General features: G+C 54.9%; 13 protein-coding genes. 4 read left to right on the plus strand and 9 right to left on the minus strand.

Annotated elements, in window-relative coordinates; all coding sequences use genetic code 11:
* The first annotated feature begins 56 nt into the window (after positions 1 to 56).
* From tssF to tssJ, 3 genes are read left to right on the plus strand one after another with little or no spacing between them, the layout of a single operon-like run.
* On the plus strand, positions 57 to 1,817 hold the full coding sequence (gene tssF, locus JJB97_RS02320) for a type VI secretion system baseplate subunit TssF (protein ID WP_238712286.1): 1,761 nt from the start codon (positions 57 to 59) through the stop codon (positions 1,815 to 1,817).
* On the plus strand, positions 1,784 to 2,911 hold the full coding sequence (gene tssG, locus JJB97_RS02325; RefSeq protein WP_238712197.1) for a type VI secretion system baseplate subunit TssG: 1,128 nt from the start codon (positions 1,784 to 1,786) through the stop codon (positions 2,909 to 2,911). The genes tssF and tssG overlap by 34 nt, the downstream gene beginning before the upstream one ends.
* Positions 2,892 to 3,425 carry a type VI secretion system lipoprotein TssJ gene (tssJ, locus tag JJB97_RS02330; protein ID WP_317978207.1) on the plus strand — a complete coding sequence of 178 codons (534 nt, stop codon included), beginning with the start codon at positions 2,892 to 2,894 and terminating at the stop codon, positions 3,423 to 3,425. The genes tssG and tssJ overlap by 20 nt, the downstream gene beginning before the upstream one ends.
* Positions 3,426 to 4,953: 1,528 nt before the next feature.
* Here tssJ and JJB97_RS02335 read toward each other — a convergent pair.
* The 8 genes from JJB97_RS02335 to rluE form a co-directional block, all read right to left on the minus strand.
* On the minus strand, positions 4,954 to 5,466 hold the full coding sequence (locus JJB97_RS02335) for a ferritin-like domain-containing protein (protein WP_238712198.1): 513 nt from the start codon (positions 5,464 to 5,466) through the stop codon (positions 4,954 to 4,956).
* A 64-nt stretch (positions 5,467 to 5,530) separates the two neighbouring features.
* A complete protein-coding gene (locus JJB97_RS02340; protein ID WP_238712199.1) occupies positions 5,531 to 6,007 on the minus strand; it encodes a YciE/YciF ferroxidase family protein in 477 nt (158 codons plus the stop codon).
* A gap of 815 nt (positions 6,008 to 6,822) precedes the next feature.
* Positions 6,823 to 8,193 carry an adenylosuccinate lyase gene (gene purB / locus JJB97_RS02345; RefSeq protein WP_238712200.1) on the minus strand — a complete coding sequence of 457 codons (1,371 nt, stop codon included), beginning with the start codon at positions 8,191 to 8,193 and terminating at the stop codon, positions 6,823 to 6,825.
* A 17-nt stretch (positions 8,194 to 8,210) separates the two neighbouring features.
* The gene (hflD, locus tag JJB97_RS02350; RefSeq protein ID WP_238712201.1) at positions 8,211 to 8,840 is read right to left on the minus strand and encodes a high frequency lysogenization protein HflD; all 630 of its coding nucleotides are present in this window, start codon (positions 8,838 to 8,840) and stop codon (positions 8,211 to 8,213) included.
* 109 nt (positions 8,841 to 8,949) lie between these two features.
* Positions 8,950 to 10,059 (minus strand): tRNA 2-thiouridine(34) synthase MnmA, encoded by a 1,110-nt coding sequence (gene mnmA / locus JJB97_RS02355; protein WP_238712202.1) that lies wholly within the window; start codon positions 10,057 to 10,059, stop codon positions 8,950 to 8,952.
* Between the two features lie 56 nt (positions 10,060 to 10,115).
* On the minus strand, positions 10,116 to 10,574 hold the full coding sequence (locus JJB97_RS02360) for an NUDIX hydrolase (RefSeq protein WP_238712203.1): 459 nt from the start codon (positions 10,572 to 10,574) through the stop codon (positions 10,116 to 10,118).
* Between the two features lie 11 nt (positions 10,575 to 10,585).
* The gene (locus JJB97_RS02365; protein WP_399197973.1) at positions 10,586 to 10,912 is read right to left on the minus strand and encodes a lysozyme inhibitor LprI family protein; all 327 of its coding nucleotides are present in this window, start codon (positions 10,910 to 10,912) and stop codon (positions 10,586 to 10,588) included.
* Entirely contained in the window at positions 10,912 to 11,547 is a 636-nt protein-coding gene (rluE, locus tag JJB97_RS02370; protein ID WP_238712205.1) for a 23S rRNA pseudouridine(2457) synthase RluE, read from the minus strand. The genes JJB97_RS02365 and rluE overlap by 1 nt, the downstream gene beginning before the upstream one ends.
* A gap of 146 nt (positions 11,548 to 11,693) precedes the next feature.
* Between rluE and icd the strand changes: the two genes are divergently transcribed.
* Positions 11,694 to 12,944 (plus strand): NADP-dependent isocitrate dehydrogenase, encoded by a 1,251-nt coding sequence (gene icd, locus JJB97_RS02375; RefSeq protein ID WP_238712206.1) that lies wholly within the window; start codon positions 11,694 to 11,696, stop codon positions 12,942 to 12,944.
* A gap of 249 nt (positions 12,945 to 13,193) precedes the next feature.
* Here icd and JJB97_RS02380 read toward each other — a convergent pair whose 3' ends face one another.
* Positions 13,194 to 13,865, minus strand: a complete 672-nt coding sequence (locus JJB97_RS02380) for an SOS response-associated peptidase (protein ID WP_238712207.1) — start codon at positions 13,863 to 13,865, stop codon at positions 13,194 to 13,196.
* Positions 13,866 to 13,874: the final 9 nt, after the last annotated feature.

Raw genomic sequence — 13,874 nt, forward strand, 5'->3', positions numbered from 1 at the left:
GCGCGCCGCGGCTGAGTCCGGCGCTCCGATTATCCCTGACTGGACAGGTGACCACTATGGATGATTTAACGCTGCGCTATTTCGATGCCGAAATGCGCTACCTGCGCGAGGCGGGGGCGGAGTTCGCCCGCGCCCACCCGGACCGGGCCGCGCTGCTCAACCCGGACAGGGCCGGCGCCTGCGACCCGTATGTGGAGCGGCTGTTTGAGGGCTTCGCCTTCCTGATGGGGCGACTGCGGGAGAAACTTGACGATGACCTGCCGGAACTGACAGAGGGGCTGGTGAGCCTGCTGTGGCCGCACTACCTGCGCACCATCCCTTCAATGGCGATGGTGGAGTTTACGCCGCAGTGGCGCGGGATGAAGGAGCGGCTGGTGATGGCGCGGGGCAGCGAAGTGCTGTCGCGTCCGCTCGGTGAAAAGCGCACCCGCTGTCGCTACACCACGACCCGCGACCTGAACCTGCTGCCGCTGGAGCTTGCGCAGGCGGCGCTGGCGACCGCGCCGGACGGGCGGTCGGTGATTCGCCTGCGTTTTGCGTGCAGCGAGCTTGCCGACTGGCGCTGTATTGATATGGCGCGTCTGCCGCTGTACCTCAACGCCGATGCGCCGCTGGCCTGCGCGCTGCATGAAGCGCTGACGCTGAACGTGGCGCAGTTGTGGCTTCGCCTGCCGGGCGTGACCGACCGTATTGCGCTGGACGGCCACTTTGCCGCCTGTGGATTTGGCGATGACGACAACCTGTGGCCGAAGGGCGAGGGGGGCTTTAGCGGCTGGCAACTGCTGCTGGAGTATTTCACCTTTCGCGAGAAATTTATGTCGGTAGCGCTGTGCGGGCTGGAAAAGGTACGCCTGCCGGAGGGGATGAGCGGATTTGAAATTGAGGCCGTGCTGGAAAAGCGCTGGCAGCATGATTTCAGCTTCACGGCAGAGCATATCCGCCCGCACTGCGTGCCGGTGATTAACCTGTTTCCGCTGGAGTCTGACCCGATTACGCTTGACGGGCTGCAGACCGAATACCTGCTGCGCCCGATGCGTATACAGGACGGGCATACTGAAATTTATACCGTGGATTCGGTGCAGGCTGCCGGTCCTGCGGGCGTGCACAGCTATGTGCCGTTTACGACGTTCCGGCATAAGGGCGGAATGCTGCGCCACGATGCGCCGGAGTATTACTGGCATACCCGCGTGCGGCGCGGGCCGTCCGGGTTGCACGACACCTGGCTGATTCTCGGCGGCGGCGCGTTTGAAGGCGACAGGGTGGCGCAGGGGGAAAGCCTGTCGCTGACGCTGACCGGCACCAACGGCCAGTTGCCGCGCCGGGCGCTGCAGAGCACGGTGCTGGATACGGTGGTGAAGTCCACCGCCGCAAGCGTGCGGGTGCGTAACCTCACCGCCCCCACGCTGCCCTGCTACCCGCCCAACCGCGACCGTTTCCACTGGCGGGTGCTAAGCCACCTTGGCAGCAGCTTTCTGTGGATGATGGACAACCCGGAGGTGCTGCGCGGCACGCTGGCGCTCTACGACTGGACCGACGATGAGATGAACCGCCGCAGGCTTGCGGCCATTACCGACGTGCGCCACAGCGAAATCGAACGCTTTGAGCGCGGCCATCTGCTGCGCGGGGTGCGTATTGAGGTGACGCTTGACAGCGCGGGCTTCGCGGGCAGCGGCGATATCGCGCTGTTTGGCGAAATGCTGAGCCGCTTTTTTGCGCTCTACACCGACATCCACCTGTTTAATCAACTGGTTCTGATACTGCAACCGACGGGAGAGCGCCTGGAATGGGAAGAGAAGCATCGCCGCATTCCCGGCTGACGCCGTGGATGCGGCGCAATATCACGCGGATTAATTTTTACCGCTTCTGCCAGTTGCTGGAGAAAAACGGCGGCGTGGCGGCAGAGGATAACGGGACAGACGCCGACAGCCTTACCGCCCGGCGTCCCCTTAAACTCGGCAGTACCGCCAGCCCGGCGCACGACCCGGTGCGCTTTCGCCCGTGGCCGGGCATGGGGTTTCCGGCGAGCGAACTGCGGGCCATTGAGCACGATGAGGATAATGCCGGCGGCCCGCCGACGGTGCGCACCACCTTCCTGGGGCTGTACGGCGTTGATTCGCCGCTGCCTTCGGGGTATCCGGACGATATCGCCCGGCGCCGCGAGGGCCATGAGGCGCTGACGCACTTTCTGGATATCTTTAACCACCGGGTGATGACCCAGTTCTACCGTATCTGGCGCAAGTACTCGTACCCGGCGACGTTTGAGGCGGGCGGCACGGACCCGACCTCGCAGTGCCTGCTGGGTCTGATGGGGATGGGCATTCCCGGTACGCAAAAACATATTGCCACGCCGGCGTCGCGCTTTTTGTCGCTGTCGGGCATCATGCGCCAGCCGGGGCGTACCGCAGAAGGCGTACAGGCGCTGGTGCGCCAGCTTACGCAGCACACCCGCGCGGTGGTGACGCCGCACTGCCCGCGACGGGTAACGGTGGCGCGGCCGGCGCGGCTTTCCTGCAGGGACCCGGCATGCCTGGACGGGCGCGCCATCATGGGCGACACGGCGGTGGACGTGAACAGCCAGTTGCTGATTGCGCTGCACACCGACAGTGAGCAGGACGCGCAGCGCTGGCTGCCCGGCGGCGAACTTTACGCCGATTTTCAGGTGATGCTGCGGGTGTACCTGGGCTGGCGCTACCGGGCGCGCATCACGCTTACCGTGCCGGCGCGGCTGCTTCCTGCGGCCAGGCTTGGCGACAACCGCCTGCGCGCCGGGTTAACGGCCGTTCTCGGGCTGCGGGCTGACCGGTCGCCGCCGGGGATGGCGCAATACCACACCGTGACGCTGGGTCGCTATCAGGGATTAGCGCCCGCCACTGAACAGAAAGGAAATAAACGTGTTACGTACCGCTTTTAAATCGGGGGCGTTCTGCGCTGCGGCGCTGATGCTTGCGGGCTGCGGGCTGGGCCAGACGGTGACGGATGCCGCCGTGAGCGCCACGCAGACCATTTTTTACAAACAGATAAAGACGCTGCGGCTGGATTTTTGGGGCCGTGAGGCGCTGAACATGGACCGGCGGGAGAGCAGTTCGCCGTCGCAGCCGGTGATGGTGCGGGTGTTGCAGTTGCGCGATCGCAGGGGGCTTGATGATGCCGTTTATCAGCAACTGGTGGACGGCGGAGAAGCGCTGCTGGGCGATGCGCTGCTGGCCAGCCGCGCGGTGGTGGTGAAGCCGGGTACGGCGGCGTCGCTGAGTATGCCGATGGAGGCGCAGGCGGAATATGTGGCGGTGGTGGCGCTGTTTCGCGACCCGGATACGCAGAAGGACAACTGGCGACTGGTGCTGACGCGCGAGGATCTGGACCCGGATAAGGCGCGCGTTATTGAGGTGGGCGAGCGCGGGCTGGTGCTGGTGGCGCAGAAGAAATAAGCCGGGCGCTGACAATGGCAGCGCTGCGGCGCGCTATAATTGCCCTTTGAGACTGCTGACAACCCCCATCCTGTCGCAGACAGGATGGATGAAATAAAAAAACATGAAAATCAAAGCATTGATTTTCGCCTGCTTACCACAAAGAAGGAAAATCCCATTTTTTCCTTCTTTGTCAACACTCTGAAGGGCAAAACGTGGTTTTGCCCTTTCTGTGTTTATTAGCCAGAAATCGATGAACGGGCTTAGCCTGTCTGAACGTCTGGCTTTGGGTGTCGAAACCGCGCGGCCTGGAATTTGTCACCAGCCTCGACGGGGCAGTAACTTTGGTTGCTTTAACATCTGATGATTTGCGCACGCCCGGTTTATGCTTATCCATCCTGATTGTTTATTCACGCCGGGTTGATGAAATGAGTATGGTAATAATATAAAAGCTACGCGACCTGCCGTTTTGATAAAACCAGGTGGAGCGCCGGGTTGAAATTACATTATCACGCACAGGGGCGGTAAATATCGTCATTGTTTACGTAAAGATCTCTCTGTGGAAACAATGGATTTTTGTCGTCTGGATAACCTGGTTTGCGTATCAGAAAGGCGCTTAAATAATTTTCGGGCTGGTTTGTTTCTGTTTCTGTTTGGCTGGGCTTTGAGATATTTCCAGTTGCTGATTTGTCGGATAAATTAATTTTATGAGATTGTTCTTATCTTTAGAAGTTGGACGGAGTGATTGCCGATGTTTTTTTAAAGCCATCCGTCTGCAAGCGTCTATGTCATTGATTGTTTAAGCTGGCGTTTGCGTTTGCCGTTTTGTGGTTACGAAGCAGCAACAGCATAAATATAAGTAATTTTTATTAAAACAGCCTGTATCTGCTGGCTTGCCTTAATTCTCTGTACTACAGTTAATATAACCTGCTGTCTCGATTCGCCCGCGACTCTGGTTAAATTTGAACTGCTGAGCAATTGGATGAGGTAAGCTGGTAATGATTTGGTTGGTTCATTCTACTCTGGTGTGTCCTTATACGGGGACCGCATTTTCCAGTATACAGTCATTGAAAAATCTCAGGCTGGTTATCTGGTATAACCCTAATCCGCTGCTAAGATCGGGCGATATTATGCATTCCTGTAAGAACGGTTTTGTCATTAACCGGGAATATCACCCATTCAGTGTTTATAAAATTAACCCATACAGTAAGGAATGGTGGCAGGTACTCCAGTCGAAACTGGCCTGTCCGTGTAATAGCGATCCCAATAAAGAGAGCTGCACTTTTTCGGGGAAATGTTATTGTTCCGTCTGCCCTTATGGATTACGCAAAAGTCCCGTTCATTAGTTTGTGCTTATATTTATATATGTTAAATAGCGGGCCGGCAGCGACCCGCTTTTAACTGTTTTTATCGTTAATATTAACTTTATTTTCACAATATGCGTCTGATACAGGCGTTATATAAGATGCTGTGCTGACGCTTCCAGACTTGTGTCGGCGGGGGAAGGGGCTAAACGCCCACTAAAAGTAAGCGGGCGCAAGAGAGGAGGTTATTTTTTTGCTTCGACGCCTTCTGTTGCCGAGCGTGACATAAACTGCTCGGTTACCTCCGGCAGATGTTCCAGGCACCATTGCGCCATTGCAATTTCCTGATCGCGAATCTCGGTAAAGATCCTGGCCCCTTCGGTATCGCCGACCACGCCGGCTGCGGCTATTAAGGAGGTATAGCTGGCAATTTCAATATTTTCGAAGACATAACCGCTTATTGCGCCTTTAACCACTTCGTCTTCGGCCATCATGCCAGCCATGCCCTGGCCCATAGCGGTGAGTTTACCCATCGTATCTTTAAATACCGAGCGCGAGGTGTCGTAGCGGTCAATGACCGACTGCACCATAGCCTGCTGCTGGCGCGTTTCTTCAATGTGCTGTTCAATACGGGCCTTCAGGTCGGGATAATGTTCAAGCCGGTCGGCCATTTTTTCCAGCATGCTTTCCGCCTGTTTTTCCATTGCGTGCGCGTCCCGTACCCAGTCCAGATAGTTTTCTTCGTGTGTCACAGTCATACCTCATGAAGTTAGATACGCCAGCGCTGCCCGGGCAGCGCTAAACGGGTGGGGGAAAATGCATTTACGCGCTTTTAGTGGCGATGCCCGTTAGCTTTTTGTCGGTTTCTTTTTCTTCCTGAAGCGTTTGCGCCAGTAGCTGGGCGGCATGTTGATAGCCAAGCTGCGTGGCAAGCGCGTGCAGCGTGCCATAGGCGGCAATTTCATAGTGCTCGACTTTCTGAGCCGCGCCGATAAGCCCTGCATCGCGTACCGGCCCGGCATCAACAGATTCAATAATTTCCTGCGCTTCTTCCACCAGCCCTTCGAGCGCGTGGCATTTCATACGTTTGATGCGTACGCCTTCGGTTTTATCGACCAGTTCATCCAGGCGCTCGATTTGGCCCTGTGTCTCTTCCAGGTGTTGCTGAAAAGCGGCCTTGAGTTTTTCATCCGTTGCGGCGCGGGCCATTTTAGGCAAAGCGCGAGTAATCTGTTTTTCGGCGCTGTAAACATCAGATAATTCATGAATAAATAAATCTTCAAGCGTCTTTATCGTCATAAAATAACTCCGTTAAACTGGGCTAATATGCAATAAATAATAAACCGGCATACATGCATAATCGTTATGATAATAGAACAACTTTACTGTTTTTCCAGATGCATTAAGAATGTTCTTGCTGTTGAGTTTTATTAATTGTCTGCTAATAAGGCGTATTAATCGCTTCGACAGGAAACATTGGCAGAAAGGCCTGTATTTCCTGCAATGATGGCCTGAATAAACGCAGCGGTAAATGCAGGCGCTGCGCGGCTTTGCCTGAAGTTTATTAACTTACGTTAAATTTCAGGCATTTTTCTGACAGGCCATGAGTAAGTAAAAATGTATTAAAGGCGCGGTATTGAATGCGGAGAAAATTATAAAATTATCAGCCTGTATGGCTGCGCTAACTGTCTGTAACGTTTTTTATACGTTTTATGCGCTCAGCCTGCATAGAAGGGGGGAGGGCGGGTAAAAATGTACGGTAACGGGCAGGAATAATAGCGGGGATATATACCGGGTGAGATTGTTTCAGAGTAAGGCGATATTAATCTCATACTCGCATGAAGTCTGTAAGCGGTTGGGAAACAATAAGTTGCGTTTTCTGTTTTACCTCCCTGTTATTCCGGGCAGAGATGATCAGGCCGGTCAAGACCTGCCTGAAACTGCTGACAAACCCCATCCTGCCGCAGACAGGATGGACGAAATACAATAAAAAATAAGGAAAATCAAAGTATTGATTTTCGCCTGCTTACCACAAAGAAGGAAAAACCCCGTTTTTTCCTTCTTTGTCAACAATCTGAGGCCGGTCAATGACCGGCCCGATCGTTCTCGCTTGCTTATTTCAGATCATCGACCATCTGTATGGCGCGCCCAATGTAGTTCGCAGGCGTCATGGCCTTCAGGCGGTTTTTCTCTTCTTCTGGTAACGCAAGGCCGTCAATGAACTGCTTCATGCCTTCGGCATCCACGCGTTTGCCGCGGGTCAGCTCTTTGAGTTTCTCGTAAGGTTTTTCAATGCCGTAGCGGCGCATGACGGTCTGGATAGGTTCGGCCAGCACTTCCCAGTTATTTTCCAGCTCATCGAGCAGGCGTTGGCGGTTCACTTCGAGCTTGCTCACCCCTTTTAGCGTTGACTGGTAGGCAATCAGCGCATAGCCGATGCCAACGCCCAGGTTACGCAGCACGGTGGAATCGGTGAGATCGCGCTGCCAGCGGGAGAGCGGCAGCTTGTTTGCCAGATGCTGCAATACGGCGTTGGCGAGGCCCAGATTGCCTTCGGAGTTTTCAAAATCAATAGGGTTGACTTTATGCGGCATGGTGGAAGAGCCGATTTCGCCGGCAATGGTTTTCTGTTTGAAATGATTGAGGGCAATATAGCCCCATACGTCGCGATCGAAATCAATCAGGATGGTATTAAAACGCGCAATACAGTCGAACAGCTCAGCGATATAGTCGTGTGGTTCTATCTGGGTGGTATAGGGGTTCCACTGAATGCCGAGCGAGGTAACAAACTCTTCGCTAAACTGGTGCCAGTCCACTTCCGGATAGGCGGCCATGTGGGCATTGTAGTTGCCCACCGCGCCGTTGATTTTGCCGAGAATGTCTATCTGCGCAAGCTGGCGAAACTGGCGCTCCATGCGCCAGGCCACGTTAGCCATCTCTTTACCCATAGTGGTCGGCGTGGCTGGCTGGCCGTGCGTGCGCGAGAGTAAGGGAATATCGCGATACTGCTGCGCCAGGTCTTTTACCGCCTCTATTAACGTCCGCCAGGCGGGCAGGATAGCCTCTTCACGCGCCGTTTTCAGCATCAGCGCATGAGACAGGTTGTTGATATCTTCAGACGTGCAGGCAAAGTGAATAAATTCGGACACGGCATGCAGCGCGGGCGCCTGCGCCACTTTTTCTTTCAGGAAATATTCGACGGCCTTGACGTCATGATTAGTGGTGCGCTCAATGGTTTTAATACGTGCAGCGTCGTCTTCACTGAAATTTTTGACAATAGCGTCAAGGAAATCGTTTGCGTGCGCGTCAAAAGCAGGAACTTCCCTGACAGCCGCGTGCGCTGCCAACTTCTGCAACCAGCGAACTTCAACCTGGACACGGAATTTAAGCAGGCCGAATTCGCTGAAAATGGCGCGAAGCGCGCTGACTTTGTCGCCGTAGCGTCCATCAATGGGGGAAACGGCGGTCAGTGAGGATAATTCCATCGGTTACTCCTGAGGGGTTAACAATGCGTCAGAATTTGTTTGGCCTGCGTACACAGGCGATGACGGGAAAACATAAGCTGAAAACGGCCGCCGCCGACCTGGTGCCACAGCACCGCGGCGCGAATGCCGGCAAGCAGCGTGGCGCGAACTTTCGCCTGTACCTGCGAGCTTTGTAGCACGGCAGGAGAGCCGGTAACCTGAATGCGCGGCCCCAGCGGGCTGATAACGTCGATATAAATAGCCGCCATCGCGTTCATAAGCGTATCGGATTCCAGCTCGAAATGCTCAAGCTGTCGCTGTAGCCCGGCGATGCGCCCGCCCAGGGTATCCAGCGCGCCTTTGCTGGCGGAGAGTTTGCGCTCCAGCACCATTAAGCTAAGCGTATAGCGCGTCAGTTCGGCGCTCAGCCCCTGGCGCTGGCTGGCGTTAAGCACGCTCAGCAGCGTTTCAAGGCCCAGCTTCAGGTTAGCGACGCTGCCGCCAAATACGGCCAGCGTGGAGTCCGGGCTAAGATCGATAACGCTGTTTAACGAAACATGCAGTGCATCTGTATCGCAGTGCCCCTGGTGCGCCAGTTGCTGCACCAGACGCGCTGACTGGCAAATGCCCGCCAGCGCCAGCGTAATGTCATAGTAATTTTTAGCCACGCAAACTCCTTCCTGTGTGCGAATGACAGCGCCACGCGCTGTTAGCCTGTTGTCAAACGCCGGGTCGAACGGCTTCGGCCCGAAATGACTGAAAAATAAATCCGGAAAATCAATAATCTGATAACGCTACGCGCTGTTCAATGATACCGCCGCCAAGGCAAATCTCGTTGAGATAAAAAACGGCGGACTGTCCGGGCGTAACGGCGGCAACCGGCTCATCAAAACGAACGTTGATACAGTCATCGCTCACAGGCGTTACGGTGCAGGCGATATCGGTCTGGCGGTAGCGGGTTTTCACCGAACAGCGCAGCGGCGCCGCCAGCACTTCGCGGTTGACCCAGTGTAGCTGGCGGGCAACCAGTCCGGCGGACATCAGCCGTGGGTGATCGTGCCCCTGGGCGACTATCAGAATATTGTTACCGACGTCTTTATCCACCACATACCACGGTTCGTCGCTGCCTTCTTTCGTGCCGCCGATGCCAAGGCCTTTGCGCTGGCCCAGGGTGTGGTACATCAGGCCCTGATGTTCGCCGATCTCTTCGCCGTCAACGGTTACGATTCTTCCCGGCTGCGCAGGCAGATAGCGGCCCAGAAATTCGCGGAACTTACGCTCGCCGATAAAGCAGATCCCGGTGGAATCTTTTTTCTTCGCGGTAATAAGATTGAGCTGCCCGGCGATGCGGCGTACTTCCGATTTTTCCAGTTCACCCACGGGAAACAGGCTTCGGGCAATTTGCTTATGGCCGAGGGTATAAAGAAAATAACTCTGGTCTTTGTTACTGTCGAGGCCGCGCAGCAGGCGGCTTTTGCCGTCCACATCCTGGCGGCGCACGTAGTGGCCGGTGGCGATATAGTCAGCCCCCAGGTCTTCGGCGGCGAACTCCAGAAAGGCTTTAAATTTGATCTCTTTGTTGCACAAAATATCGGGGTTCGGCGTGCGTCCGGCTTTATATTCTGCCAGGAAGTGCTCAAATACGTTATCCCAGTACTCTGCGGCAAAGTTTACCGTGTGCAGTTCAATGCCGAGTTTGTCGCAAACCGCCTGCGCATCGGCCAGATCGGCGGCCGCAGTGCAGTACTCTTCGCCATCGTCCTCTTCCCAGTTCTTCATGAACAGGCCTTCCACGTGGTAACCCTGCTGCTGCAGCAGATACGCGGAAACAGAGGAATCGACGCCGCCGGACATACCGACGATAACTTTTTGGGTACTGGCAGACATGGAATGACTCACGCATTGAATTTCAGAAGCGGCGTATTCTAGCATGCGATGCCGCCTCAGGCATCCCCCGCAAACGGCCAGTTAAACGCGCCCAGAAGCGTAAGCGGGTAACGCTCCGCGCTCTGATAGCAGCGCACGCTCTCCGCCACCAGCGGCGAGCGCAGGTTAGGGGCCTGTAGAATTTCCTGCGCGCTTAACCAGAGACAGCCGTCAATGTCGCTGTCGTGCGGCGTGGTGGGGAGCGCTTTTGGCAGGTCAATTGTAAATAAAAAACGCAGAAAGGGTGTTTTATCTGGCGCGATCCAGTGGTGAAGGCGGATAAAATATTGTGGTTCGGCGCGGATACCGGTTTCTTCCCAGAGTTCGCGACGGGCCGCCTGTACTAACGTTTCGTCCGCTTCAAGGTGGCCCGCCGGTTGATTCCACAGCGCTTTGCCATTGATTGTTTCTTCAACGATTAAGAAGCGGCCCTGCGCCTGCACAATGCAGGCGACGGTAATGTGAGGTTTGAACACGACATGCTCCTTTATAGCGGTTTATCAATGCGGCTATAGATGGCGTTCAACTGCCGCAGGCGTTCGTCATAGCGTGCGCCCAGACAGCGGATATTGCCGCCGCAGGCGCGGCGTTTCTCAAGCCATGCCTGCTGTTCGTCCTGCATGGCGCCGCGTCCGCCCATAGCGAAAAGCCCTGTCAGAAAACGGTATTTCGTAGCCATCTCTACATCTTTGTCGTTAAGGGAGAGGTGCGCGCAGATGGCTTTTTCGTCTGCGGTTTTGGCTTTTGCGCAGTCAAAGCTTGCGGCCTGCGCATTAACGGCGCCGAGCAGCATCAGGAAAAGTGTGCGTTTTATCATTTGATATTCTCCGCCGGAACAACCTCACGCCATTCACCGCAGGCCAGGCCGTCCAGGGTATAGGCGCCCATTGCGTAGCGAATCAGGCGCAGCGTAGGGAAACCGACATGCGCGGTCATGCGCCGTACCTGGCGATTACGTCCTTCGTAAAGCGTTATTTTAAGCCATGTGGTGGGAATGGATTTACGCTCGCGAATCGGCGGTACCCGGGGCCACAGCCAGAGAGGCTCTTGCACGCGCTCAACGCCTGCGGGCAACGTTGGGCCGTCGTTTAGCGTTACGCCGGCGCGCAGTTGCGAAAGCGCTTCTTCGCCAGGTTCTCCCTCAACCTGCGCAAAATAAGTTTTGCCGGTACGTTTCCCCGGCTGGGTTAACCTTGCCTGTAGCGCCCCGCTGTTGGTCAGCACCAGCAGGCCTTCGCTGTCGCGATCGAGCCGCCCGGCGGCATAAATATCCGCTACGGGAATATAATCTTTTAGCGTGCGGCGTCCGGCTTCATCGGTGAACTGCGTTAGTACGTCAAACGGTTTGTTAAACAGGACCACCCTCAGCGGGGCGAACGGGCGATTGCGCGAAGGTTTATGACGGCTGAAACGTTCAACCTTGTGATTTTTTGAGGAAATTTTACGCATAGTGTTTTCAGGCTTAAGTAATTAACGCATTATAGCCCAATCACAACTGCCTTTCATGAGAACCCAAAGTCAGGTAGTATTGACGGGTTTATTACAATTCATTAACAAAAACAGTCGCAAATCAGAAGCGCTCGAAGGAGAGGTGAATGGAAAGCAAAGTAGTTGTTCCGGCGGAAGGTCAGAAAATCACCCTGCAAAACGGCAAACTGAATGTGCCGAACAACCCTGTCATTCCCTATATCGAAGGTGATGGCATTGGCGTTGATGTTACTCCCACGATGCTGAAAGTTGTTGATGCCGCAGTAAAAAAAGCCTACAACGGCGAGCGTAAAATTTCCTGGATGGAAATTTTTACCGGCGAAAAATCAACGCAGGTTTATGGTCAGGACGTCTGGCTGCCGCCGGAAACGCTGGATCTTATCCGCGAGTACCGCGTTGCGATTAAAGGCCCGCTGACAACGCCAGTCGGCGGCGGCATTCGCTCACTGAACGTGGCGCTGCGCCAGGAGCTCGACCTTTATGTCTGTCTGCGTCCGGTGCGTTACTATCAGGGCACGCCAAGCCCGGTTAAACACCCTGAGCTGACGGATATGGTTATCTTTCGCGAGAATGCCGAAGACATCTACGCCGGTATTGAATGGAAAGCCGACAGCGCAGAAGCTAACAAAGTGATTAAATTCCTGCGCGATGAGATGGGCGTGAAGAAAATTCGCTTCCCTGAACACTGCGGTATCGGCGTTAAACCGTGCTCGGAAGAAGGCACTAAACGCCTGGTGCGCGCGGCTATTGACTATGCCATCGCAAACGATCGCGATTCTGTGACGCTTGTGCATAAAGGCAACATCATGAAGTTTACCGAGGGCGCGTTTAAAGACTGGGGTTACCAACTGGCGCGCGATGAGTTTGGCGGTGAGCCTATCGACGGCGGCCCGTGGCTGACCATTAAAAATCCGAAAACCGGTAAAGATATTGTGGTGAAAGACGTTATTGCCGACGCTTTCCTCCAGCAGATCCTGTTGCGCCCGGCGGAGTATGACGTTATCGCCTGTATGAACCTTAACGGAGACTATATTTCCGATGCGCTGGCAGCGCAGGTCGGCGGTATCGGCATTGCGCCGGGAGCGAACATTGGCGATGAATGCGCGCTATTTGAGGCCACCCACGGTACGGCGCCGAAGTATGCCGGGCAGGATAAGGTAAATCCGGGGTCGGTGATTCTGTCTGCTGAAATGATGCTGCGTCATATGGAGTGGTTCGAAGCGGCCGACCTGATTGTTAAAGGTATGGAAGGGGCCATTGCCGCTAAAACCGTGACCTATGACTTCGAGCGTTTGATGGATGGCGCTAAGCTTCTGAAATGTTCAGAGTTTGGCGACGCGATTATCGCGAATATGTAATATCGATCATTGTTAAATCTATTAACGGGAGCTTAACACTCCCGTTGTTTTTGAATAGCTTGCTAACGGTTATCAAAATTTTATCAAAATAAGTTATCAAAACCCCATTTCGGCTATTGCCTTAAGTTGGCCTTTTATTTTTTATAACAGGTCCCTCCAGAACTGCTCAGAAATAACGCAGGAAAGGCGGCAATTATCACCTTGTCCTTATCCCGTCCAGTTGTTGAGTAAATCGTTTTTTGCCTGTAGTCAGGTAACAGGCGCTATTATCTCCGGACCCTGATTGTGTATATTCCCCACGGCACGGTTAACCGGGCGCCACGTAAATTCTCCCGCCGGAACTGCCCCGCAATGAGCAATATCTTGCGCCTCTTTGCCGCCAGTGTCCTGCCTCATCCATGCGCAAGCGGCCTCTGGCGATAAAACCAGAGGTCGCCGGTCATGGATATCAACCAGGCCTGCATCAGCCGCCGCAGTCACAATCAGAAATCCTTGTGCGTTGTCGCCGCGCTCAAATGGCGTGCTGCCTATCGCGGCCATGAATATCGGTTGCCCGTCTGCGCGATGAATAAAATAAGGTTGTTTCTTATCGCTTTCCTTTTTCCACTCAAACCAGCCATCAGCGAAGCATATAGCGCGGCCATGCTGCCATAGCGGTTTAAACATCCTGCTGGCGGCCGCCGTTTCAACGCGCGCATTTATCAATGGTTGCTTCTTCCACCAGCCGGGAGCATAACCCCAGAAAACCGGATCGAGATGGAGCTGCCCGGCGCGCTCGCTGAGCAGTAGAACGTTTGTCCCTGGCGCGACGTTGTAGCGGCCAATTGGCTGCGGGTCATAGGCGATATCGCGATCGACGCCGTCTCCCAGACAGGTCAGGTATGTCTCGCGGGTTTGAGCCTGGGCGAAGCGTCCACACATATTTACCTC

It is taken from the genome of Tenebrionibacter intestinalis, from assembly GCF_016632365.1.
Taxonomy (GTDB): domain Bacteria; phylum Pseudomonadota; class Gammaproteobacteria; order Enterobacterales; family Enterobacteriaceae; genus Tenebrionibacter; species Tenebrionibacter intestinalis.